This window comes from Cupriavidus yeoncheonensis (genome assembly GCF_905397275.1).
Taxonomy (GTDB): domain Bacteria; phylum Pseudomonadota; class Gammaproteobacteria; order Burkholderiales; family Burkholderiaceae; genus Cupriavidus; species Cupriavidus yeoncheonensis.
Map to the genome: position 1 here is coordinate 211,366 of NZ_CAJPUY010000013.1, position 21,988 is coordinate 233,353.

The window sequence follows — 21,988 nt, forward strand, 5'->3', positions numbered from 1 at the left end:
TGGGCGTTCAGTCGGTCAGCGGGTCTGCCGCTGCAGGATGTTCAGGAATTCTTCCATGAAGCTTTCGAACCGGATCGCCAGACGGTCGATCTCGGTGGCGTAGCGGTTATAGGCGATCACGGCCGGAATCGCCGCGAACAGGCCGATTGCGGTGGCCACCAGCGCTTCGGCGATGCCGGGAGCCACCGATGCCAGCGTCGCCTGCTGCACATTCGACAGGCCACGGAAGGCGTTCATGATCCCCCACACGGTACCGAACAGGCCGATATAGGGACTGACCGAGCCGACCGAGGCCAGGAACGGCAGGTGCGATTCGAGCACGTCCATTTCGCGCTGGTAGGCCGCGCGCATGGCGCGGCGGGCGGCGTCGAGCAGCGCGCTCGCTTCATTGCCGCGCTCGCGCGCCTTGAGGAACTCGCCCATGCCCGATTCGAAGATCCGTTCGAGCGCGCCCGTGTTGTGCCGGTTGTTCACCGCACTGTTATATAGCGCCTGCAGGTCGCCGCCGGCCCAGAAGTCGCGCTCGAACACTTCCGTCTGCGTGCGCGCCGAGCGTAGCGCCAGGTGCTTGCGGAAGATATACGTCCAGGAGAACAGCGACATGACGAGCAGCAGCGCCATGACGGCCTGTGCGAGCAGGCTGGCGTGCATCACCAGCGTAATGATCGACAGGTCTTGCGTGACGGTCACGGGATTCATCGGGCGGTCTTGATGGTTGCCAGAACAGGGGCGGGAATGGGAGACGGACGGAAAGTGCTTCGATCGACACAACCAACGCGAATCTGGCCGCTGGCGAGTATGGTCTCGCCGCGCCAGGCCTCTTGCGCGAACTGCACCGAGGCCGGTCCTACGCGTTCGATGCGCGTGCGGATCTCAAGCTGGTCGTCGAGCCGGGCGGGCGCATTGTAGTCCACTGCCGTGCTGCGGACGATAAACACCACGCCGGCCTCATCGGCCAGCGCCTGCTGTTCGACACCAAGCGAGCGCAGCCACTCGGTTCGGGCGCGCTCGAAGAACTTGAGATAGTTGGCGTAGAACACTACGCCGCCAGCGTCGGTGTCTTCCCAGTACACCCGCAGGGTCCAGACAAAGTTTGTCATGGCCGCGATTGTAACGGACAGCGAGACGGCTTCGGTGTTAACCCGCAGGACGAGTTTGCAACAGCAAGTTGCGGGCCGCCCGGGGCCTGGCGTTGCGGGCCATGGGTCGCGGCTTGCGGCGAATCCCCGCCTCACGCTAAACTGCGCCCAACCATTCCATCTTGCGCGACTGGCGATGTCAGTGGGTACTACCACGAGGAAGCGCAAGTTCTCTGGCGTGAAGTTTCAAGCGCCTGCCGCTCGCCTGGGCAGCGAATGGGAAGCAGGGTGCGCCCTGCACCGACGGTTCGTTGTGTTCCGCCGGTGCCGGCCGCCAACCGCTTTCCCCGCGCGCCCTACCCCGATGCAGTAATCGGATTCCCTTTTTTCAGACGAGTTTCGCCATGTTCGAACGCAGCCGCTATACGATCGACCAGATCGACCCCGAGGTCTTTGCCGCTATCCAGAAGGAAAACCAGCGCCAGGAAGACCACATCGAGCTGATCGCCTCCGAAAACTACACCTCGCCGGCCGTGATGGCCGCGCAGGGCTCGCAACTGACCAACAAGTACGCCGAAGGTTATCCCGGCAAGCGCTACTACGGTGGCTGCGAGTACGTCGACATGGTCGAGCAGCTCGCCATCGAGCGCGTGAAGGAGCTGTTTGGCGCCGAAGCCGCCAACGTGCAGCCGAACTCGGGTTCGCAGGCCAACCAGGGCGTGTACTTCGCCGTGCTGAAGCCGGGCGACACCATCATGGGCATGAGCCTGGCCGAAGGCGGTCACCTGACCCACGGCATGGCGCTGAACATGAGCGGCAAGTGGTTCAACGTGGTCAGCTACGGCCTGAACGCGCAGGAAGACATCGACTACGACGCGCTGGAAAAGCTGGCCCACGAAAAGAAGCCGAAGCTGATCATCGCCGGCGCCTCGGCCTTCGCGCTGCGCATCGACTTCGAGCGCATCGGCAAGGTCGCCAAGGCGATCGGTGCCTACTTCATGGTCGACATGGCCCACTACGCCGGCCTGATCGCCGCGGGCGTCTACCCGAACCCGGTGCCGCACGCCGACTTCGTCACCACCACCACGCACAAGAGCCTGCGCGGCCCGCGCGGCGGCGTGATCCTGATGAAGGCCGAGCATGAGAAGGCCATCAACTCGTCGATCTTCCCTGGCATCCAGGGCGGTCCGCTGATGCACGTGATCGCGGGCAAGGCGGTGGCGTTCAAGGAAGCGCTGACGCCGGAATTCAAGGCTTACCAGGAACAGGTGGTCAAGAACGCCGCCGTGCTGGCCGAAACGCTGATCGCGCGCGGCCTGCGCATTGTCTCGGGCCGCACCGAAAGCCACGTGATGCTGGTCGACCTGCGCGCCAAGAACATCACCGGCAAGGAAGCCGAGCGCATCCTGGGCGAGGCGCACCTGACCGTGAACAAGAACGCCATTCCGAACGATCCGGAAAAGCCGTTCGTGACCTCGGGTATCCGCGTCGGCTCGCCGGCCATGACCACGCGCGGCTTCAAGGAAGAAGAAGCGCGCATCGTCGGCAACCTGATCGCCGACGTGCTGGACAACCCGCACGACGCCGGCAATATCGCCAGCGTGCGCGAGCAGGTGTCGGCGCTGACCAAGCGTTTCCCGGTCTACGGCTGATGCCGCGCAAGGCCGCCCGCGAGGGCGGCCGGCAGCCCCGCAGGCGCGCCGTCGTGCCGCTTGCGGGCCTCGCCAACCCACCCTGTTGCCACAGAAGGACAAGATACCAAGGCGACGGGGCTCAAATCTGAAGGTGGTCAGGCATGAAATGCCCCTTTTGCGGACATTCCAATACCCAGGTGCTCGACACGCGCATGTCGGAAGACGGCGACACCGTGCGCCGGCGCCGCCGCTGCGAAGCCTGCGACCGCCGCTTCACCACCTACGAACGGATCGAACTGTTCTTCCCGGCCATCGTCAAGAAGAACGGCTCGCGCGTGGACTACAGCCGCGCCAAGCTGAAGGATTCGATGCGCCTGGCGCTGCGCAAGCGCCCGGTTTCCGCCGAAGCCATCGATGAAGCCATCACCCGCATCGAAGAGAAACTGCTGGCGCTGGGCGAGAAGGAAATTCCGAGCAGCCAGGTCGGTGAACTCGTCATGCGCGAACTGCGCAAGCTCGACAAGATCGCCTATATCCGCTTTGCTTCGGTGTACCGGAGCTTCGAGGACGTCGCCGAGTTTTCCGACGTGCTGGCCGAAGTGACGTCGGGCAACAGCAAGCGCTAGCGCCACGCGCTCAGCGTTCCCAGCAGTTCTGCAGGTACGCCGCCGGGTTCGCGCCGACGGTATTCAGCCGCGTGCCGGTCTGGTCCAGCGTGTAGGTACCGCAGGCATCGGCGGCATCCACGGGAACGGCTTGCAGGACATAGCCATTTGCGGTCAGCGAGTTGGCCACGAGCGAGACGTTGTAGCGCACGTTCGCGCTGTCGCGCGGCGACGTTCTCAGGGCCGCCGGCAATGCAAAGGCCGTTCCGCCCGCGTCCTGGTTATAGCGGCCGTTGACCGAGCGGAACCGCTCCAGCAGTTGTGCCGCCTCCGTCATCATGCCGCGCGCGTCGGCCCGGTAGCCGCGGCGCACGTACTCCGTATAGTTGGGAATGGCGATCGCGGCAAGGATGCCGAGGATGGCCACCACCGCCATCAGTTCCATCAGCGTCATGCCCCGCGTCAGTCCGGCCCGGCTGACGCCGGCATGTCGAAGGCGCGGCGAAGTTCGTGCGTTCATTGCGAGATCTGCCTCCACGAAAGCCGGTTGCGTGCGACGTTGCCCTGCTCGACCACGCTGATGACCTCGCCGGTCGTCGCGCTGGCAACCTTCAGGTGATTGTTGCCGCCCCCTCCGCCGCCACCGCCGCCACCGCCGCCCCCTCCTCCTCCGCCCCCACCACCGCCTCCGCCGCCACCCAGGAAGATGGTCGAGCCGAAGTTGCCTTGCTGGGACACGCCCGATACCACAAGAATCTTGTTGTTGCTGCCCGTGACCTTGTCCGAGGCATCGATCTTGCCGTCGCTGTTGACGTCGAGCACCGAGTAGCTCAATGCCGAACCATTCAGTGCGGAGAAATCCAGCAGGCTGGAGCTGATCCCGCCCACGCACTCGTCCGTGGACGGCGTCAGCGTCGTGATCACCAGGCGCTCCGCGTCCACCTTCGGCTTCACGACCACGCGCTCGCCCTGGCCCAGCAGGTCGATACGCCAGCCCTTCTGCTTGGTGTAGTCCACCGTATTGCCGGTGAGCGTGTACAGCGTGCGCGACGCGCCGCCCACGGTGATCGCGGTCGAGGTCAATGTCTGGGGCTGCAGCATGGAGCGGGTGACCGAGGTCGACTGATCGTCCCAGACCCCATACACCGAGTTGTAGCCGGTGGCACCGGAATCCGCGGTGTCATAGAAGCGCCCGGTCCCGAATGTCAGCAGGAACCCCTTGCTCGGATCTTTCGGATTGATCAGCGCGGTAGGCGCCGCCGTGATCGGCTGGACCTGCGCCGGAGTATTCACGCCGTCGACCGCCGTGAACAGCGGAACCCCCTGCGTGGTCCCCATGCGCGCGGCCCAGGCCGTGGGATTGGTGTCGGACAGGTCGAACTTCCACATCCGGCCCTTGAGGTCGCCCGCGTAAGCCGCCTGGATGGTGAGGTTATTGTCATACACCACTTCCGGACTGCCGAGCCCGTTGCCATTGCCCGTTGCACCGGTTTCCTTCGGGTCCGCGTAGATCTTGCGGATGCCGCCGGCGCCGGAAGGATTGGCCAGGTCAACGACGTAAAGGACCGCCTTGCCCGACGCGCTCTCGTACCCGTTGCCAAAGATCGCCACCCACTTTCCGCTGTTCAGGCGACCGATGACCGGCGTGCCGATGGTAAAGCCGAGGTCGGTTTCGGTATCGGCCGAAATCTCCCACATGACCTTGCCGGCGTCGAAGTTCGCCGGATCGGTGACGTCGAGCGCAAACATGGCCTTGCCGCCCGCACCCATGCCGCCGACAATCACCGTCCTCCAGCTTGCCGCGGTTTCGCCCGTGCGCTGGAAATAGGCATCGCCCGAGGCAGGCGTTGCGTCGACGAAGAAGCGGTGGATGTAGTCCGGCGAAGCCGTTGCTTTCACGGCGTTCGCACCGACGATCGCCTGGTTCGGCATGTAGGCGAATTTCTCGACGCCGGTCAGCGCATCAAACCCGTGCAGCATGCCGTCGTTCGCCCCCACGTAGATCATGGCGCGGCGATTGGCGCGATTGCCGGCCAGGAAGGAAAAATAGCTGCGCCCTTCGGTGGCCTTCAGGAAGTCATAGCCCGAGTCCGCAGCCTTCACGTAGATCGGCGAGGAATTGACGATATCGCCAAGCACGTTCGACACCAGCACGCCGCTGCCGTTGTCGGTCACGCGATCGCGGTACTTGCCGCCGTTGCGCTTCTCCAGCGTGGTATCGCCGCGCAGGTAGGCCACCATGGCCTTGTCTCCGCCCAGCGCGGTCTTCTGGGTCGTCGACAGGGACGTGTCGGTGTCGCTCGCCCACGTGAACGGCTTGCCGGCCGGCGTGGTGCCGCCCGGCGACCATGTGTAGATGCTGCGACTGGCCGCGGCAGGCATCTTCTGGTAGGCGTTCCAGTTCAGCGTGGTGAAGCCCTGATCGGCGGGGTTGTAGCTCTGTGACAGCAATTCGCCGGTCCACGCGCCGGAACGGAAGCGCGTCAGGAACAGGGCCGTGTCGGTGTTCAGCGTGGTCGAATTGGTAGCCGCCGATGACGACGATCCGCTGCGCGAAGCGATCTGCGACAGCGCATTGTTGAGGGCTGCCGTCAGCCCCGACGCGTCGCCGGCGCTGTAGTTGTCGCCGCGCGAGTTGACGGCCGCGTGCCAGAGATCGTCGATCTTAGTCTGGTCGCTGGTCGATGCCTTGGGCCACGACACGGTACCGGCCTTGAGCTTGTCGAGGATCGCCGACAGCACGTCGGCGCGCGGCGTGTTCGGGTTGCCGGGCTGGTTGGCGGGCGCCGACTCCAGCGTGCCCTTCACGCCGACCCCAAGCGTAAAGGTGACAAGGTGCTGCCAGAACGCGTCGTCACGCGCGTTGGTCGGTACGCGGTTCTCGGCGCTGCGCAGGTCGTTGACCCAGTACTTCATGGCAACGTCCGCGAGCGTGTTGCCGTAACCGTCCTTGTAGGGGGTCTTTGGCGAATACTGGTAGGACGTGCCGGACACCGGCGCAATGCTGGAGCCCTTGCTGCCGTCTACGTCGCCGACTGAAGTGGAGTCGGAGTAATAGCCATCGGTGGAAAGAATGTGATAGCTCGCGCGGCAAGCGCTTTCCGGCCTGCCGGCGGACTCGATCCACGGCTGCGCGTTGTTCTGGAAATACTTGCCCACGGTATCCATCGCGCCCAGCAGCGGCGTACCGTTCGCAGTGATATCCAGGCCGTAGAAATCCTGGTAGAAGGCCGCCTTGTTGGTCGTGTCGAACGGCGCGACCGGCCGCTTGATCCCCGCGTAGGAGCTGCCTCCACCCTTGGTACCGTCGTTGATGGTCGTATAGCCGACACGGATGGACTCGTTCTGGGACGAGAACGCCTGCCCCACCGCCGCGCGCATGGCCAGGATGCGCGAACGGTAGTACTGGAACCAGTTGGCGAAGTTCTGGATTTCCTCGGCATAAGTACAGCTGGTGGTCGACGCGCAGTCCGTGCGCTTGCCACTCTGGGCGTACGTGTAGCCCGATCGGATCTCCACCCGCTTGAAACACTTCAGGCTGGACGTGCTGCTGTTGCAGCCCGAAAGCGTCGTATCGTAGCGATAGTAAAGCGCCGGATAGAACGTTACCGTCTTGCTGGAATACCCCTTGCCATCGTCATCGAGCCAGTAGGCCTTGACGGAGTTGTCCTGCGTCAGATTGATCGACCCGTTGCCGGTCATCAACGGGTTGTAGTACGCCTTGGTGGCATCGGCGTTTTTCAGGTTGCCCGAAGGGTCGTACCATGGCCGATAGGTCACGTCCGGGTTGTAGTACGAAACGTTCAGCGCCGCCGTTCGATAGCGCGCCGCCGCCAGCGAGGTGCTGCTGAAATTGACGACCGATGCCTTGGTGCCCGAATAGACCGAGCCACTTGCCGAGTAGACCTGCCCGCCCGATGGCAGCGGAAACGCGTAGATCAGCCAGTTGCCACTGTCCGGCGTCAGGTCCCAGTTCGACTCCGTGCCGTTCGGCGACAGGCTCTCGGGCGTGATCTCGAACATCATCGAGCCTGAGTCATCCAGCGTGAACATCACGTTGGGCGCAATCGACGTCGCGAAGATCAGTGGCTGCTGCGACACCGCGGCAAAGCTCGCTGCGACTGGCGTGAAAGCCATCAGTCCCGTCAGGGCTGCCGCCACGGCCTGGCGAAACGCTGTGGTATAGCCTGTCATTGCCGTACCTCCGACTGGAGCGTGACCTGGGTCTGGGCATGGATGCCGGTGCCCAGCGCGGTGATCCGATAGTGAATATTGATCGGCATGCCGGTCTGCGGATTGCGGACTCGCGACGGCGTGCGGATCTCCTCCATGAAGCACCTCGGTGTCGAGGCGGCCTCGCTCAGCGTCACGCCGTTCGTCGCCGGCACCACGACCACATTGGTGTTGGGTTCGCTGTTCACGCTGGTGTCCCAGTTGGACGGCACTTCCCAGAACTGCCGGCCGCTGGCATCGAGATAGCCGAGCTTGAGGTTGCCCGCACTGTCGACCGGCGGCGCACTGGCGTTCACGGTGCTGCTCATGTCCTTGCGGTACATCCGGTTGAACAGCGCCGCCGGTTGCCCGGTGACGACGATCCCCTCGCAAAAGCGCAGGCCCAGTTCCGCCGCCTGGAATGCCACCTGGTGGTCGCGGTTGTTGCCGGCCAGGCGCTCGTCGAAGAGGCTGCCGCGCATGCTCCACGCGGCCAGCAGCGAAATGACGACGAGCAGCACCAGCGCCACCACCAGCACCACGCCGTTCGCATAGCGCCTGCCGCCCGACCTCGAAAGCCGATGGTTTGCCGCACGCTTGCTCATCTATCCCACCCGGTTGCGCAGCGCAAAGCTGCTGTAGAAACGGCGGCGCAACCTGCCGTCGGCGACGTTCTGGAGCGCGTCATTGCAATCGCGGTAGGTCGTGGCGACATCCGCGTTCCCCGGCGTGGCGTCGAACACCAGCAGGCACACGCGCACGCTGACCACGCGGTTCCAGTCCGCCGCAACCATGCCGCCTGCCGGCATGTACTGCGTCACGTTTGCCGAATCCGCGTCCTGCGCCAGCCCGTAGGTCAGTTGCAGGTCCTGCACGTTTTCGAGCACGGCTTCGGGCATGGAGAGCGCGTTGGTGTTCTGGTCGGACCCTCGGCACATCAGCGTATTGCCGGCGACGTAGAAGGCGTTCTCCGCCACGGCTCTTGCAGCCGGGATGGCGCGGCCGTTGCAGTCCGTCGTACTGGACAGGGATCCGTCGATACGCAGGTAGCGCACGGTAATGGCGTCCGGATTGCTGTTGGGCGCCGCAATGCACGCGCCCGTCGACACATTGGAGAATCCGCCATCGCATCCTTGCACGGGCGCCCCGTCGAACGTCACGGGGCGGGCGCCCAGCAGTGACAGGTCCACGCGGCCCAGGCCGGCAAGCCGCAACTGCTCGCCCATGACCGACAGGGCCCAGCGGGCGCCGTCGTCGGCGCTGCGCAAGCCCTCTTGCGTGCGGCTGCCACGCTGGGAGGTGAGGTAGAAGGCGGTGATCGCGGCGAGCAGCAACAGGCCGATCACGATCGCAATCATGATCTCCACGAGCGAGCGCCCATGGCTGGCACGACGCCGTCTCAGGGCCGCAGGGTTATGGTGGCGCATGTGACCCCCCTGGCATCGAATTGAGGCAGCGTGGCGAAATAGTCCGTCGCGACTTTCGAACAGCCGACCGATGCGTCGGACGTCGACGGATCCTTCCAGTACAACTCCAGGCGATAGCTGACAAAGCCGGCCGGAATCGTCCCGGCCGCCCCGCTGACGTCCGGCGACGTCCAGGACGCCACGCCGGCGCCCGGCAATTGCGCGGTCATCGACGCCCACCATTGCGAGACATCCCAGGCGGCATATTCACTGCCGTCGCACACGACCCTGCTGCAATCCTTGGCCGGTGCCGCCGGCGGCCGCACGCTCAGCGCGGCGAGGTAGGCGTTGGCATCGCTCCCCTCGCCAAGGCCGGACGTATTGGCACGAATGCGTTCGGAAAGGTCCGTGGCGGCATCGACCACGCTGTAGCGCACGCTGGCACCGGCGCGGTATCGCAACGATGCCGCCTGCAGCGACAGCATGCCGAGCAGGGCGATGGCGACCAGCACCAGCGTGATCAGCACTTCGATCAGGCTGGCACCGGACTGACGCCGGAGGGAACGCATGTTCAGGCGCATGCTGCCGTCCTCTGATCGATACGGCCCGCACGGGACACGCAGACATTGAGGTTGCGGCGATCCGAACTGGAGGCGCTGACCTGGAAGGCCAGTGCGCCGTCCGCGAACAGGTAGCCGCGCGACGTGAGCTGAATCGACCGCACGGGTGCGGCGAGCGACACGGCCAGGCTGGCATTGACCGGCTCATGTACGCGGATGAGTTCCTCCACGGGCGCGCGCACCTGGTCGTTGTCGGTGTCCTGGAACAGGATCCAGCGGCCCGACCAGTCCGACTGCGAGTCCTGCGCGCAGCTTGTGGAATTCGCGGCGGTCGCTCGGCAAATCGTCACCGGCGCATTGCGCCGGATGGCCTCGCTGCGCGCGAGCGACAGCAAGCCGGCAAGCTCGGCCGCCGCGGCATCGGTGCGGGCGCGGTCAAGAAACCCCTGGAACGAGGGGACAGCGAACGACAGGGTGATGGCGATCAGCGCCACCACCACCATCAGTTCGATCAACGTGAAGCCGCGAAGCGGCCGGACTGCCCGTGGGCGCAAGGCACGCATGCCACCGGCGCAGGCCCCGTGCGAGCGGCCAGCAGGCAGCAGACGCCCTTCGCCCCCGGTCACCCGGGTGCGCGAAAGGCATTCCATGTCAGCGCAACCAGACGCCGACTGGCAATGCCTTCCGGCAATGCGTAGAAGTGATCCAGCTCATGTGACCCCCGGTAGAAACCGTTGCGGTGGCAGGCTTCTCTCTGTGGAGCAGCGCTGCAACCCACCCGAATATGTTCTTTTGATTTTGATTCTGTGGGCCGATCGAAACCGACTGACAAACACGTTGCAGCTGTCAGCAAGAATCCGGCTCTGAAGATACCCCGCCATAGTGGGGAACTCTCAATGCGATGTCAATAGCACTTGTCTAGTAGACATTTCCTAAATGTCGAGATCGTGCAACGCCTTCGTGGCGTAACCAAATTCGCCAGATTCGCTACGTTTGTCCACGGATCGGCGACCTGTAGCGCGGTACGTTGAAGGCCTCACTGCCACCATGCCGCCTGCCATGCAGCCTTGCTTTCGTTCAGTCCATTCCTGTTGCCGTCACGGCCGCGGCTATGCCCTGGCCGAGTCGCTCTGCGCCCTGCTGATCGTCAGCGTCGGCCTGATCCCGCTGGCCGGAGTGGGGACCACGGCGCTGGCACGGCTGCGCGGCCACGAGCATCTCGCCCAGGCAACGCGAGCCGCCGGAGAATTCACGGAGATCGCGGAACTGGGCGTAGTGCCCATGAACCGGTCCGATCCGGTCTCGACCGAAGGCTGTCCCCCGCTTCAAGACAAGGGGCAACCCGCTTGCCCGGTTGGCGGCAAGCTGGCCATTGCCAGACTGGCGGTTGGAGACCCAGGTTCAGCGGTCACGTTGCGCGGCATCGCACTGTGGATGCAGCCATGAGATCACGCCTTGCACAGGGCCATTTCCGCAATCTGCCAGCGAATGGCTTCACGCTGACGGAGACGATGGTCGGCCTGGCGCTGGGGCTGGTGGTCACAGCAATTGCCGGCACTGCGTTCCTGCTATGCCGCGCGGCCTACCTCGCCACCGCGGAGCGGGTCCTGCTGGAGGAACGCGGACAGCGCGCACTGAGCATTCTTTCCCTGCTGATCCGGCAAGGCGGCTGGCGTCCCGACCCGGCCGCCAAGGCGCCGGCCCAACCCGCGATCAGCGGTGCGGACGATTGCGGCCAGCCGTCGATCGCAGCCATACCAGGCTGCGGCAAACCCGGTATTGCGGGCAGTGACGCGCTGCTGGTCCGCTTCAACGGCAGCAGCCACGCGCGCGGAGGCACCCTGCCCGACCAGACCATGATCGACTGCAGTGGCTACGCCGTTGCCGCACAGAGCCTGGACGCCTCGGCCGGCGCGAACTACGTTGCGGCGAATCTCGTCTACGTGGCCACCGCCAGCGATGGCGAGCCCCAATTGCTATGCCGATACCCGTCGCGCCGCAACGGGCGCATCGACGGCAGCGGCTGGACGTCCGGCGCGCTGGTGCGGGGCGTGGAGTCGATGCAGATTCGTTACGGCATGGATAAGCGCGGCGGCAGGCAACCCGACACCTTCCTGCGTGCGGACCAGGTCAGCGCCATGGGCGAAGACGCATGGCACCGTGTGGTGGCGGTGCAGGTAGCACTGGCCGTCCGGCTGGAGCGGCGCGGCGCCACCCCGGCGAGCATTCCGGCAACGACCGCCAATGCCCACGTCGACGATGCCATGGCCGACGTCGTCGAACTCCTCCCCGGACATGGCCGGAACACCTGGCGAATCTTCGCCACGACCATCCGCCTGCGAAACGCTGCGCACTGTCAGGAGACATTGTGCTAGCCCCGCCCATGGCCCGCATCCGCAGGATGCATGGCGGCGCGACACTGCTGTTCGCCTCGACGCTCCTGCTGCTCGCGGTTTTCACCGCCGCCGCCGCGCTGCAGTTCCTGCTCTCCACCCGCCAGCTCGCCACCATGCAGCTCGATCGCGAAATCGCCTTCCGGGCTGCCGAGGTGGCGCTGCTGGATGGCGAAGCGGACCTGCTGACTGCCGCCGCGGGCAGCGGCCCGCCCGGCCGTCTCGATCCGCTTCCGGCAAGCGGGACTTGCGGCACAGGCATGCAGGCCGGGGTCTGCGTTCCGGCCCCCGATGGCATGCCCGCATGGCAAGCGTGGCTGTCGGGCACGGGGCCCACCGATGATGTCGGCGTGCCGTTCGGCGCGTTCACCGGCAATGCCATGCCAAGGTTGCCGGAAGGCATCGCCGGTACGTCCGTTTCGCCGCGCTATGTCGCCGAACTGATCGGCGATGCCGCAGCCTCCAGCGGATATGGCCCGCAGCCGGCCGCCCCGCGCTTCCGTGTCACGGCAATCGGTTTTGGCCGGAGCCGGGACACGACGGCCGTGGTCCAGAGCGTGATCCAGCCATGAGCCCGCAAAGCATGATCGCCGTTGTCCTGGCCTGGTTCCTGCCGCTGTCGTGGGCAGCATGGGCCGGCAGCGCCGCCGGCAACCTCCCCCTGGCATACCTGCCCCAGGACGGCAAGTACCCGTGGACCGGCCGCCTGTACGCACTCGGATGGAGCCCCGAACAGTCGGCCACGGATACGGTACCCCTCGCGCTCTGGGAAGCCGGCGCATGGCTCGACGCGAACCCGGTGGCTTCCCGGCGTCTTTACACCTCGATTGCCCCGAGCGGCCCGGATTCTGAACGCCTGGTACCGCTGCAGTGGTCCGCACTCGATATGGCAAGCCAGCCAGCGGCGGCACCGGACCCGGAAAACGGCGTACCCGGACAGGACAAGCTGGCCTGGCTGCGCGGCGAACGCACCAACGCCGCCTTGCGTCCGCGCGAGACTCGCATGGCCAACGCCCGCGGCGCACGCGTGCTCGTCGTTAGCCCGCCGGCATGGCAACCCGGCAAAGCCGGCCACGCCGCGTTCCGGGAGCGATATCGCACGCGGCCACACATGGTCTGGCTTGGCACCAAGGACGCCTGGCTGCATGGGTTCAATGCCATCAACGGCGAGGAACTTGTCGCCTATCTGCCGCGGACCTTGCTGTCGCAGGCGCTCGCCCTGGCCGGCCCGAGGGGTGCGCTCCCACCCTTACCCTGCCCGCGTCCGGAGGCCGCCGACGTCGTGATCCAGCGGGAATGGCGCACCGTGCTGCTGTGCGCCATCCCGGCCACCGCCAAAGGTGATAGCGCGCCCGGCATATTTGCGCTGGATATCACCGCCCCGACGGATCTCGCGCCAATCGCGCTTCTGTGGGAAATGACGGCAACGGCTGCCTTGCCGCTTTCCGCCCGCGGCCCCGTTCGCGCCGCGGCCTTTGCCGGGGACGACGGGCTCCGGTGGTTCGCCGTCACAACCGCCGAAGCGCGCGCCGACAGCCCGGCATCCCGTCCGGGCCTGGTCCTGATACCGCTGGAACGGGCCGCCGGGGATTCCGCGCTGACCTGGCCGCTGCCCGAACGCGATTGCACCGGCGCACCCGTGACGTCGGCACTTGCGGGCGTCAGCGTCCTGAGCGACATGACTGGCGGGACGATGGCCATCTATGCCACCGACGACAGTGGCCAGCTCTGGCACTTCCCGTTGGCCGATGCCACGCGACGTCCCAGGCCGGGAACCCCGACTTGCCGGCACAGGCTGCCGGTGACCGCCGGGACGGACCACGCGGAGCCTCCCTTGCTATTGGGCGGGTCCACGTCTGCGCTCATCGTATATGGCCAGGGCAGCGAAATCGCGGCCATCCCGGCCCGGCCGGGCGGAAGCCCGGCCCGCATCGTGGCCGAGCCCGCGAACGGAGGGTTCCTGCTGCGCGCGTTGCCAGGCCAAGGCGGCACGAGCGACCAGGCCGGCTGGCAGCTGACATTGCCGAATGCCGGGGAAAAGCTTGAGGCGCTGAGCGACGTGTTTCCCGGCTATCTCCACTTCACGACCCGCACCGCCGACGGTCTTCAGCGGGCCTACCTTGTGCAGGCGTCGACAGGCGAATCCACGGGCCGTACCCGGGAAGGCGGGCCGCCGCAGCCATTCGTGACCGGACAGGCCGCCACGCCGGAAGGCGAGCTCGTTCTGACGAGTACCCCTCGACCGGGCCCGCGTCAGCCCGCTGGCACCAGTGGCGCGCAAGCTCACACGATCACGCTGTGGTCGGTGGACCGGTCGTCCGCCCGGCCGCTGTCCACAACCGTCGCAACACGCCGCACGGGCCGCATCAGCTGGCGGGAAATCATGGCGCCCATTCAGCAGGACGCCCCATGAAGCCCGCGCTTGCCCCGGAATACAAAACCTCGGCGCAACGGGCTTTCAGCCTTATCGAGCTATTGATCACGCTCGCCATCGTGGCGATCCTCGCCGCCATCGCCGTACCGACATGGGACCAGTACCTTGCGCGCGGCTGGCGCGCGCAGGCGCGCGCGGAACTGGTCGCGGCGATGCTGGAGCTAGAGCAGCACGCGATGGCTGCCACGACCTATGCCCGGCAGCCGGGGAGTGACATCGCCGCCGGGAACTGGCCCCGGCCGGTGCCTCCCGGCACCCGTCCCCGCCACCTCCTAACGGCTGCCGCATGCCCGCAAGCCGACCTGGATGCCTGCGTCGAGATCCGGGCGACGCCGGTGGTGCCGGACCATCGCTGCGGCGTGCTCATCCTGCGCAGTACAGGTCAGCGACTGAACCTTGCGGGGGACACGACGCAGGCCGCTCAATCGGGACCGGACTGTTGACATGCCTGAATCAGCACTTTGTCGTCAGGGCGGCATCACGCTGGCTGAACTGCTGGTTTGCCTGGCAGTCCTTGCGTTACTGGGGGCAGCCACTTATCACGCCGCCGACGTCATGATGGCCCGCCAGCACGTGACGATTGCCGCCGACCGGCTCGCTGCATCGCTCGCGCTGGCGCGCAGCGCGGCCATGGCCCGACGGGTGGAAGTCGCCTTGCAGCCGCTCGACGGCCAACTCACGCTGGACCATGGGTGGCAGCTGGCGGCCACAAGCGGACGACCGGGGCAGGACGCCGTCCTGTCAGTCGTCCAGCTCGATGCGCCGTGCCTGTCCATCGTCCTGCGCCAGACCGCGCGCGCCAGCAACGTCCTGCGATTCGCAGCTGTGGGATACTCTCGGTCTGAGCAGGGCGGATTTCAGGCCGCCACTTTCACGCTCAGCTGCCGCGGCGAGCAGCGCCAGATTCGCATGGGAGCGCAAGGACGCATCCGCCTATGCACGCCTGGGCGTGACAAGGACTGCGAGGCATGGGGCGAACCCGCCCCGCCCTGACAGCGGCACGCACACCAAACGCCCAGCGAACAAGAGTCACCGGCCAAATGTTTTCCGATTCCGACCACGCCGCCATGGAGCAAGCGCTCGCGCTTGCCGCGCGAGGCATGTTCACCACCACCCCCAATCCACGCGTCGGCTGTGTGCTGAGCAAGAACGGGCAGATCATCGGGCAGGGCTTTACCCAGCCGGCCGGCCAGGACCATGCCGAGATCCAGGCGCTGAAGGACGCGCAAACGCGCGGCATCGACCCGGCCGGCGCGACCGCCTATGTGACGCTGGAGCCGTGCAGCCATTTCGGCCGCACGCCCCCTTGCTGCGACGCATTGGTGCGGGCCGGCATTGCGCGCGTGGTGGCGGCGATGGAAGACCCCAACCCCTCCGTATCGGGCCGCGGCCTGCAACGGCTGCGCGATGCCGGCATCGACGTGCGGTGCGGACTGCTGGAAAAGGAAGCACGCGACCTGAATATCGGCTTCGTGTCGCGCATGACGCGCGGCCTGCCGTGGGTGCGGGTCAAGGTGGCGGCATCGATGGATGGCGGCACGGCCCTGCACGACGGCACCAGCCAGTGGATCACGGGACAGGCTGCGCGGGACGACGGCCACGCCTGGCGCGCGCGCGCTTGCGCCATCATGACCGGCATCGGCACGGTACGCGACGACAATCCGCAGATGACCGTGCGCGCCATCCCGACGCCGCGCCAGCCACAGCGCGTGCTGGTGGACTCGCGCCTGGAAGTGCCGCTTGACGCGCGCATCCTGACGCCGGATAGCGGCGACTTCGCCAAGCCAGTACTGGTGTTCTGCGCGGTGGACGACCGCGAACGACGCCACGCGCTCGAGGCCCGCGGCGCCGAGGTCGTGGTATTGCCGAATCCGCACGGCAAGGTTGAATTGCGCCAGATGATCGAGGAACTGGGCCGGCGCGGCATCAACGAACTGCATGTCGAAGCTGGCTTCAAACTCAATGGCTCGCTGATCCGCGAGCACTGCGCCGACGAGTTGCTGATCTACCTGGCCCCCAAGCTGCTCGGTGACGCGCAGGGCATGTTCAACCTGCCGCCGCTGCCCCGGCTGCAGGATGCCGCGACGTTCCGCTGGCACGACGTGCGCCAGATCGGCGAGGACCTGCGCCTGATCGCGCGCCGCAACGACGCCTGACCTCGCCTGACAACCTGACATCTACCGACGGCGCGGCTGCCGCGCCGGTTACCCAACCCAGACCTTTCGAGAACGCATCATGTTTACTGGCATTGTGGCGGCCGTCGGCCGCATCGAGACCATCACCCCGCTCGGCGCCGGCGATGCCGGCGTGCGCCTGCACGTAGCGGCCGGCGGGCTGGATCTCGCGGACGTGGTCATTGGCGACAGCATCGCCATCCAGGGCGCGTGCATGACGGTGATCGCCATGACTGCCGACAGCTTCGACGTGGACGTGTCGCGCGAGTCGCTGGACAAGACCGTCGGCCTCGAACGCACCGGCCGCGTCAACCTGGAAAAGGCGCTGCGGCTGGCGGACCGGCTCGGCGGCCACCTGGTCTCGGGGCATGTCGACGGCCTCGGTGAAGTCATCCACTTCGCCCCGGTCGGCGAATCGCATGAACTGCGCGTGCGCGCCCCGCGCGAACTGGGCCGCTACCTGGCGTACAAGGGCTCGGTCGTGGTCAACGGCGTGTCGCTGACCGTCAACCGCGTCAATGACGAGGCCGATGGCTGCGTGTTCTCGATCAACCTGATTCCGCACACGGTAGAGGTGACCACGCTGCAGGAACTGAAGCCGGGCAGCCGTGTGAACCTGGAAATCGACCTGATCGCGCGCTACGTGGAACGGATGCTGTCGGCGTCTGCCGCAGAACAATAAGCTCGCAGGCGGGGGCGCAACGTAACCACCCGTTCACCCCCTAGTCTTCGCTGCTATCCGCCCCGACGGTCTCCTGCACCTTGCGCTCAAGGATCCAGTCGGAGATCGCCAGCATCACCGGTCGTTCGCGCCCGACAAAGCCGTGCGCGGAGAACGCTTCGCACGGCTCGCCGCGCGCGCCCTTGCTGCCCTGCACGGTCACAAGCGGCGCGTTGCCTTTGCGCGCAACGATGCTGCGGTATTGCGTCAGCGGACAGGGGTCGTCCTTGTGGTGGACGAAGAGCTGGTCCACCGTCACGGCGGTCCATTTGAAGTCGCGCATCGGCATGCCGTGCGCCAGGCGGCCGAAGCGCGGATCGGTGAAGGTGGACGTGTGCACGGCGCCATCGATGCGCCCGCCTAGCCTGAGCGCCAGGAAAGCGCTCGACACGGTGCCATAGCTGGTGCCGACCACGTAGATCTTGCTCACGCCGTAGTCAGCCTTGACCTTGTCGATCACCGCGCCCATGTCCTGCACGTGCTGATCCGAAGTCCGGTAAGCGTCGTCACAGTTCTCCCAGCGCGCCTTCGGGCAGTCCACCATGACGGTCAGGATCTTGTCGCTGACCAGGTGCCGGCGCGCGCGCACCAGGAAATTTCCACGCAGCTGATAGGTCGGCTTGCCGGCATCGCTCTGGACTCGCAGCACGCCCGGATAGCCGGGGAACAGCAGCGCGGCCACCGCCGGCTTGCTGCCGGGTTGCTTGCTGACTACCACGCTCAACTCCGAGCCGCCCGGCACGGCCACGGTCGAGACGGATTCCTCAAGCGCGGCGGCGTCCTGCGCACCGGCAGGAACGCTGAGGCCAAGGACCAGTACTGCCAGGAGTGCTTTCATCGTCGTTCCCCACCTTCCTTCTTCTTGTTTGCGTGGCGTCGGCAAGCGTTGCCAGGACGGCTATAAGACTATAGACCGCCACTTCATCGCGCCCTAGAGGCGTCCGCTTCCCCCGATTCCCGGCCACGCTCCGGCACTGCCTGCCTTGGCGTACAATATCCGGTTTGACGATGCGAACCCCTGGCTGTCGCGTTTAGCCAGCTGGAGCGAACTCCGCAGCAGTCCCCGCAGTTTGAGCCGCCGCCCGCCGGCTGGCCGCTTTTCCGCCCCTTTTTGCCGCCCTGCCGCCATGACAATCGCCCGTACCGAAGACATCATTGCCGACATCCGTGCCGGCCGCATGGTCATCCTCGTGGATGAAGAAGATCGCGAGAATGAGGGCGACCTGGTTCTGGCTGCCGATTTCGTCACACCCGAGGCGATCAATTTCATGGCCAAGCACGGCCGCGGCCTGATCTGCCTGACGCTGACCGCCGAACGCTGCCGCCAGCTGAACCTGCAGCCGATGGTCAGCCGCAACGGTACCCAGCACGGCACCAACTTCACGGTCTCGATCGAAGCCGCCGAAGGCGTGACCACCGGCATTTCCGCGGCGGATCGTTCCCGCACCGTGGAAGCCGCCGTCGCGCGCGACGCCAAGCCGTCCGACCTGGTGCAGCCGGGACACATCTTCCCGCTGACCGCCCAGCCCGGCGGCGTGCTGATCCGCGCCGGCCACACCGAAGCCGGTTGCGACCTTGGCGCCCTGGCCGGCCTGACGCCCGCCGCCGTGATCTGCGAGATCATGAAGGACGATGGCACCATGGCACGCCTGCCGGACCTGATCGAATTCGCGCAGGAACACGACCTGAAGATCGGCACCATTGCCGACCTGATCCACTACCGCAGCCGCACCGAAAGCATCGTCGAGCGCGTGGGCGAGCGGTCGATGGAAACGCCGTACGGCACCTTCCACAGCATCGTCTACCGCGACAAGCCCACCGGCAACGCCCACCTGGCGCTGGTCAAGGGAACGCCGACGCCTACCGAGGAAACGCTGGTGCGCGTGCATGAGCCGCTGTCCGTGCTCGACCTGCTGGAAGTGTCCCGCACCACCCATTCGTGGAGCATGCCGGCGGCCCTCGAGGCGATCGCCCAGGCCGACAGCGGCGTGATGGTGCTGCTCAACTGCGGCGACTCGGCCGAACAGCTGTTCACCCAGTTCACCGCGCTGGACGAACCGCAAAACCGCCCGCGCCGCAAGCCGGACCTGCGCACCTACGGCATGGGCGCGCAGATCCTGAAGGATGTGGGCGTGGGCAAGATGCGCGTGCTGGCGGCCCGGCAGCGCATGCCCAGCATGACCGGCTACGACCTGGAAGTGACCGGCTACCAGCCCATGAACGGGCTGGCCGACTGAGACTGAATATCCTGGCGGCCGCGCCTGGCCGTGGCCGCCACCCCCGAACTCTGGAGAACTGAACAATGGATCACGGCTTCTACCCCAGCAACCTCGACGGTGAAGGCCTGCGTATCGGCATCGTGCAGGCTCGCTTCAATGAGCCGGTCTGCGCCGAACTGCTCGAAGCCTGCGTGGCCGAGCTGGAAAAGCTCGGTGTCGAAGGCGAAGACACCCTGGTGGTGACCGTCCCCGGCGCGCTGGAAGTGCCGCTGGCACTGCAGAAGATGGCCGAAAGCGGCCAGTTCGACGCACTGGTCGCGCTGGGCGCCGTGGTGCGTGGCGAGACCTACCATTTCGAGCTGGTCTCGAATGAGTCCGGTGCCGGCATCACCCGCGTCGGCCTGGACTTCAACGTGCCGGTCGCCAACGGCATCCTGACCGTCGACACGGACGAGCAGGCCCATGCCCGCACGCGCGAGAAGGGCCGCGACTGCGCCCGCACCGCCGTCGAAATGGCCAACCTGGTGGTCGCATTGGATTCGCTGCGCGAAAACGACGGCGACGATGAAGACGAGGACGACGATGAGTGACACGCCTGAAACCGGCAAGCCGGCGGCCGGCGCCAAGCCCGCCGCCCGCACCGAAGCCAAGGCTCCGCCCAAGAGCGCCCGCCGCCGCTCGCGCGAGCTGGCCCTGCAAGGCCTTTACCAGTGGCTGCTGAACCGCAACGACATCGGCGCGATCCAGGCCCACCTGCATGATGCACAGGGCTTCAACAAGGCCGACCGCGAGCACTTCGACGCGCTGCTGAATGGCGCCGTGCGCGAAGAAACCCGCCTGACCGCCGCGTTCGAGCCGTTCCTGGACCGCAAGGTCGATGAACTGTCGCCGGTGGAGCGCGCCGCCCTGCTGGTGGGCAGCTATGAGCTCGTGCATTGCGTCGACATCCCCTACAAGGTCGTCATCAACGAAGCCGTTGAACTGACCAAGACCTTTGGCGGTGTCGAAGGCTACAAGTACGTGAACGGCGTACTGGACAAGCTCGCCGCCCAGGTGCGCTCGGCCGAGGTCGCCGCGCGCCGCTGAAGCAAGGGGCCCAGGGGCCCACTGGTGCTGCCCTGCTTCGATACGACACCCGCGCACGCGGGTGTTTTTGCTTCCAACCACTGTCTGCCTGAAAGGGCTCCGCCGAAACCGCCATGGACCTGCAGCGCCTCGCCACCGCCTCCCGCCTTGCCAATATCGACGCCTTCCACGTCATGGAGCTGGCCAAGCAGGCCAATGAGCTCGAACGCGCCGGCCGCCACATCATCCATATGGGGATCGGCGAGCCCGACTTCACCGCCGCCGAGCCGGTGGTGCGCGCCGCGGAAGCCGCCATGCGGCGCGGCGTGACACAATACACCGGCGCGCTGGGCATCCACGCGCTGCGCGAGGCGATCGCTGGTTATTACAAGACGATGTACGGCCTGGAGATCCCGGCGCGGCGCGTGATCGTCACGGCCGGCGCGTCGGGGGCGCTGCTGCTGGCCTGCGCGGTGCTGGTGGAGATCGGCGCCGAGGTGCTGATGCCGGACCCGAGCTATCCCTGCAACCGGCATTTTGTCGCGGCGTTCGATGGCGCGGCGCGCATGATCCCGAGCGGCCCGGCCGAGCGCTTCCAGCTGACGGCCGCGCAAGTCGAAGCGAACTGGAACGAGCGCACGCGCGGCGTATTGCTGGCCTCGCCGTCAAACCCGACCGGCACCTCGATCCTGCCCGACGAACTCGCGCGCATCCTGCAGGCGGTGCGTGCCCGCCAGGGCTTTGCCATCCTCGACGAGATCTACCAGGGCCTGTCCTATGACGCGCCGCCGGTATCGGCACTGAGCCTCGACGACAACGTGGTGACGGTCAACAGCTTCTCGAAATACTTCAACATGACGGGCTGGCGCCTGGGATGGCTGGTGGTGCCGGACGCGCTCGTGGCCGACTTCGAGAAAGTGGCGCAGAACCTGTTCATCTGCGCCTCGGCCGTGGCCCAGCATGCCGCGCTGGCCTGCTTCACGCCCGAGGCCATGGCCATCTATGACGAGCGCAAGGCCGAATTCCGCCGCCGCCGCGACCTGATCGTGCCGGCGCTTGAATCGCTCGGCCTGCACGTGCCGGTCATGCCCGACGGCGCCTTCTATGTCTATGCGGATTGCCGTGGCGTCAACCATGCCGCCGCCGGCGATGCCGACAGGCTGACGCAGGCGATGCTGCACGACGCCGGCGTGGTCCTGGTGCCGGGCCAGGATTTCGGGCCCCACACGGCGCGCGACTACATCCGGGTCTCGTACGCGACCTCGCGCCGGAACATCGAGGAAGCCATGGCAAGACTGCAGAAGCTGTTCCGCTGATCCGCTGCGCGACGCAGGCAAAAGAAAAAGCACCCCGCGGGGTGCTTTTTTGTCTGAAGTGACCCGTCCTGAATAAGGTTGACACTTTTCCCGCAGTGATGAGGAGAGTGCCTTGGAGATGGATCGGAAGCGAACGCAACGCGACTACACGCTGGCTTTTAAATTAGCAG

At 66.2% G+C, this 21,988-nt stretch carries 23 protein-coding genes and 1 riboswitch; of the genes, 14 read left to right on the forward strand and 9 right to left on the reverse strand.

The window, feature by feature from the left end; genetic code table 11:
• Positions 1–15: 15 nt before the first annotated feature.
• Together tolQ and ybgC are read right to left on the reverse strand one after the other, a co-directional pair.
• Positions 16–699, reverse strand: coding sequence for a protein TolQ (gene tolQ, locus KHO22_RS19195; protein ID WP_211948748.1), 684 nt, complete (start codon positions 697–699; stop codon positions 16–18).
• The gene (ybgC, locus tag KHO22_RS19200; protein ID WP_211948749.1) at positions 696–1,100 is read right to left on the reverse strand and encodes a tol-pal system-associated acyl-CoA thioesterase; all 405 of its coding nucleotides are present in this window, start codon (positions 1,098–1,100) and stop codon (positions 696–698) included. Before ybgC ends, tolQ begins: the two co-directional genes overlap by 4 nt.
• A 155-nt stretch (positions 1,101–1,255) precedes the next feature.
• Positions 1,256–1,357: riboswitch (ZMP/ZTP riboswitch) on the forward strand.
• 126 nt (positions 1,358–1,483) lie between these two features.
• Between ybgC and glyA the strand changes: the two genes are divergently transcribed.
• Both glyA and nrdR read left to right on the forward strand, forming a co-directional pair.
• A complete protein-coding gene (glyA, locus tag KHO22_RS19205; protein ID WP_211948750.1) occupies positions 1,484–2,731 on the forward strand; it encodes a serine hydroxymethyltransferase in 1,248 nt (415 codons plus the stop codon).
• Positions 2,732–2,874: 143 nt separating this feature from the next.
• Positions 2,875–3,339, forward strand: coding sequence for a transcriptional regulator NrdR (gene nrdR / locus KHO22_RS19210; RefSeq protein WP_211948751.1), 465 nt, complete (start codon positions 2,875–2,877; stop codon positions 3,337–3,339).
• Between the two features lie 10 nt (positions 3,340–3,349).
• Here the strand turns inward: nrdR and KHO22_RS32510 are convergent, their stop codons facing one another.
• From KHO22_RS32510 to KHO22_RS19240, 6 genes are read right to left on the reverse strand one after another with little or no spacing between them, the layout of a single operon-like run.
• On the reverse strand, positions 3,350–3,838 hold the full coding sequence (locus tag KHO22_RS32510) for a type IV pilin protein (RefSeq protein ID WP_211948752.1): 489 nt from the start codon (positions 3,836–3,838) through the stop codon (positions 3,350–3,352).
• Positions 3,835–7,512 carry a pilus assembly protein gene (locus tag KHO22_RS19220; RefSeq protein ID WP_211948753.1) on the reverse strand — a complete coding sequence of 1,226 codons (3,678 nt, stop codon included), beginning with the start codon at positions 7,510–7,512 and terminating at the stop codon, positions 3,835–3,837. The genes KHO22_RS32510 and KHO22_RS19220 overlap by 4 nt, the downstream gene beginning before the upstream one ends.
• On the reverse strand, positions 7,509–8,135 hold the full coding sequence (locus KHO22_RS19225) for a pilus assembly PilX family protein (protein WP_211948754.1): 627 nt from the start codon (positions 8,133–8,135) through the stop codon (positions 7,509–7,511). Before KHO22_RS19225 ends, KHO22_RS19220 begins: the two co-directional genes overlap by 4 nt.
• A complete protein-coding gene (locus tag KHO22_RS19230; RefSeq protein ID WP_211948755.1) occupies positions 8,136–8,888 on the reverse strand; it encodes a PilW family protein in 753 nt (250 codons plus the stop codon).
• 41 nt (positions 8,889–8,929) lie between these two features.
• Positions 8,930–9,517 (reverse strand): type IV pilus modification protein PilV, encoded by a 588-nt coding sequence (pilV, locus tag KHO22_RS19235; protein WP_211948756.1) that lies wholly within the window; start codon positions 9,515–9,517, stop codon positions 8,930–8,932.
• Entirely contained in the window at positions 9,508–10,146 is a 639-nt protein-coding gene (locus KHO22_RS19240; protein WP_338031350.1) for a GspH/FimT family pseudopilin, read from the reverse strand. Before KHO22_RS19240 ends, pilV begins: the two co-directional genes overlap by 10 nt.
• A 409-nt stretch (positions 10,147–10,555) precedes the next feature.
• Between KHO22_RS19240 and KHO22_RS19245 the strand changes: the two genes are divergently transcribed.
• The 8 genes from KHO22_RS19245 (at position 10,556) to KHO22_RS19280 (ending at position 17,179) form a co-directional block, all read left to right on the forward strand.
• A complete protein-coding gene (locus KHO22_RS19245; protein WP_211948758.1) occupies positions 10,556–10,942 on the forward strand; it encodes a type IV pilus modification PilV family protein in 387 nt (128 codons plus the stop codon).
• Complete coding sequence (locus KHO22_RS19250) at positions 10,939–11,871, forward strand: PilW family protein (protein ID WP_211948759.1); 933 nt, start codon at positions 10,939–10,941, stop codon at positions 11,869–11,871. The genes KHO22_RS19245 and KHO22_RS19250 overlap by 4 nt, the downstream gene beginning before the upstream one ends.
• The gene (locus tag KHO22_RS19255) at positions 11,865–12,461 is read left to right on the forward strand and encodes a pilus assembly PilX family protein (RefSeq protein WP_230426927.1); all 597 of its coding nucleotides are present in this window, start codon (positions 11,865–11,867) and stop codon (positions 12,459–12,461) included. Before KHO22_RS19250 ends, KHO22_RS19255 begins: the two co-directional genes overlap by 7 nt.
• Before the next feature lie 11 nt (positions 12,462–12,472).
• Positions 12,473–14,302, forward strand: coding sequence for a pilus assembly protein (locus KHO22_RS19260; protein ID WP_230426928.1), 1,830 nt, complete (start codon positions 12,473–12,475; stop codon positions 14,300–14,302).
• On the forward strand, positions 14,299–14,766 hold the full coding sequence (locus KHO22_RS19265; RefSeq protein ID WP_211948760.1) for a type IV pilin protein: 468 nt from the start codon (positions 14,299–14,301) through the stop codon (positions 14,764–14,766). The genes KHO22_RS19260 and KHO22_RS19265 overlap by 4 nt, the downstream gene beginning before the upstream one ends.
• A gap of 1 nt (position 14,767) precedes the next feature.
• A complete protein-coding gene (locus tag KHO22_RS19270) occupies positions 14,768–15,316 on the forward strand; it encodes a GspH/FimT family pseudopilin (protein WP_211948761.1) in 549 nt (182 codons plus the stop codon).
• A gap of 47 nt (positions 15,317–15,363) precedes the next feature.
• Positions 15,364–16,479, forward strand: a complete 1,116-nt coding sequence (gene ribD, locus KHO22_RS19275) for a bifunctional diaminohydroxyphosphoribosylaminopyrimidine deaminase/5-amino-6-(5-phosphoribosylamino)uracil reductase RibD (RefSeq protein ID WP_211948762.1) — start codon at positions 15,364–15,366, stop codon at positions 16,477–16,479.
• Between the two features lie 79 nt (positions 16,480–16,558).
• Positions 16,559–17,179, forward strand: coding sequence for a riboflavin synthase (locus KHO22_RS19280; protein ID WP_211948763.1), 621 nt, complete (start codon positions 16,559–16,561; stop codon positions 17,177–17,179).
• A gap of 40 nt (positions 17,180–17,219) precedes the next feature.
• On the opposite strand, the gene KHO22_RS19285 is transcribed toward KHO22_RS19280, so the two are convergent.
• Entirely contained in the window at positions 17,220–18,056 is an 837-nt protein-coding gene (locus KHO22_RS19285) for an alpha/beta hydrolase family protein (protein WP_211948764.1), read from the reverse strand.
• A gap of 289 nt (positions 18,057–18,345) precedes the next feature.
• Here KHO22_RS19285 and ribBA point away from each other — a divergent pair, with 289 nt between their 5' ends.
• From ribBA to KHO22_RS19305, 4 genes are all read left to right on the forward strand, one after another.
• Positions 18,346–19,455 carry a bifunctional 3,4-dihydroxy-2-butanone-4-phosphate synthase/GTP cyclohydrolase II gene (ribBA, locus tag KHO22_RS19290; protein ID WP_211948765.1) on the forward strand — a complete coding sequence of 370 codons (1,110 nt, stop codon included), beginning with the start codon at positions 18,346–18,348 and terminating at the stop codon, positions 19,453–19,455.
• Positions 19,456–19,520: 65 nt separating this feature from the next.
• The gene (gene ribH / locus KHO22_RS19295) at positions 19,521–20,027 is read left to right on the forward strand and encodes a 6,7-dimethyl-8-ribityllumazine synthase (RefSeq protein ID WP_211948766.1); all 507 of its coding nucleotides are present in this window, start codon (positions 19,521–19,523) and stop codon (positions 20,025–20,027) included.
• Positions 20,020–20,523 (forward strand): transcription antitermination factor NusB, encoded by a 504-nt coding sequence (gene nusB, locus KHO22_RS19300; RefSeq protein ID WP_211948767.1) that lies wholly within the window; start codon positions 20,020–20,022, stop codon positions 20,521–20,523. The genes ribH and nusB overlap by 8 nt, the downstream gene beginning before the upstream one ends.
• 113 nt (positions 20,524–20,636) lie before the next feature.
• Positions 20,637–21,818, forward strand: a complete 1,182-nt coding sequence (locus KHO22_RS19305; protein WP_211948768.1) for a pyridoxal phosphate-dependent aminotransferase — start codon at positions 20,637–20,639, stop codon at positions 21,816–21,818.
• Positions 21,819–21,988: the final 170 nt, after the last annotated feature.

Excerpts from the sequence above, each read along its gene's own strand:
- KHO22_RS19285 (WP_211948764.1), bottom strand. The coding sequence starts at position 18,056 with ATGAAAGCACTCCTGGCAGTACTGGTCCTTGGCCTCAGCGTTCCTGCC.
- ybgC (WP_211948749.1), bottom strand. The coding sequence starts at position 1,100 with ATGACAAACTTTGTCTGGACCCTGCGGGTGTACTGGGAAGACACCGAC.
- KHO22_RS19225 (WP_211948754.1), bottom strand. The coding sequence starts at position 8,135 with ATGAGCAAGCGTGCGGCAAACCATCGGCTTTCGAGGTCGGGCGGCAGG.
- ribBA (WP_211948765.1), top strand. The coding sequence starts at position 18,346 with ATGACAATCGCCCGTACCGAAGACATCATTGCCGACATCCGTGCCGGC.
- nusB (WP_211948767.1), top strand. The coding sequence starts at position 20,020 with ATGAGTGACACGCCTGAAACCGGCAAGCCGGCGGCCGGCGCCAAGCCC.
- KHO22_RS19305 (WP_211948768.1), top strand. The coding sequence starts at position 20,637 with ATGGACCTGCAGCGCCTCGCCACCGCCTCCCGCCTTGCCAATATCGAC.
- KHO22_RS19265 (WP_211948760.1), top strand. The coding sequence starts at position 14,299 with ATGAAGCCCGCGCTTGCCCCGGAATACAAAACCTCGGCGCAACGGGCT.
- KHO22_RS32510 (WP_211948752.1), bottom strand. The coding sequence starts at position 3,838 with ATGAACGCACGAACTTCGCCGCGCCTTCGACATGCCGGCGTCAGCCGG.
- KHO22_RS19240 (WP_338031350.1), bottom strand. The coding sequence starts at position 10,146 with ATGGAATGCCTTTCGCGCACCCGGGTGACCGGGGGCGAAGGGCGTCTG.
- nrdR (WP_211948751.1), top strand. The coding sequence starts at position 2,875 with ATGAAATGCCCCTTTTGCGGACATTCCAATACCCAGGTGCTCGACACG.
- ribD (WP_211948762.1), top strand. The coding sequence starts at position 15,364 with ATGTTTTCCGATTCCGACCACGCCGCCATGGAGCAAGCGCTCGCGCTT.
- tolQ (WP_211948748.1), bottom strand. The coding sequence starts at position 699 with ATGAATCCCGTGACCGTCACGCAAGACCTGTCGATCATTACGCTGGTG.
- KHO22_RS19270 (WP_211948761.1), top strand. The coding sequence starts at position 14,768 with ATGCCTGAATCAGCACTTTGTCGTCAGGGCGGCATCACGCTGGCTGAA.
- ribH (WP_211948766.1), top strand. The coding sequence starts at position 19,521 with ATGGATCACGGCTTCTACCCCAGCAACCTCGACGGTGAAGGCCTGCGT.
- KHO22_RS19260 (WP_230426928.1), top strand. The coding sequence starts at position 12,473 with ATGATCGCCGTTGTCCTGGCCTGGTTCCTGCCGCTGTCGTGGGCAGCA.
- KHO22_RS19220 (WP_211948753.1), bottom strand. The coding sequence starts at position 7,512 with ATGACAGGCTATACCACAGCGTTTCGCCAGGCCGTGGCGGCAGCCCTG.
- glyA (WP_211948750.1), top strand. The coding sequence starts at position 1,484 with ATGTTCGAACGCAGCCGCTATACGATCGACCAGATCGACCCCGAGGTC.
- KHO22_RS19280 (WP_211948763.1), top strand. The coding sequence starts at position 16,559 with ATGTTTACTGGCATTGTGGCGGCCGTCGGCCGCATCGAGACCATCACC.
- KHO22_RS19230 (WP_211948755.1), bottom strand. The coding sequence starts at position 8,888 with ATGATTGCGATCGTGATCGGCCTGTTGCTGCTCGCCGCGATCACCGCC.
- pilV (WP_211948756.1), bottom strand. The coding sequence starts at position 9,517 with ATGCGCCTGAACATGCGTTCCCTCCGGCGTCAGTCCGGTGCCAGCCTG.
- KHO22_RS19245 (WP_211948758.1), top strand. The coding sequence starts at position 10,556 with ATGCAGCCTTGCTTTCGTTCAGTCCATTCCTGTTGCCGTCACGGCCGC.
- KHO22_RS19250 (WP_211948759.1), top strand. The coding sequence starts at position 10,939 with ATGAGATCACGCCTTGCACAGGGCCATTTCCGCAATCTGCCAGCGAAT.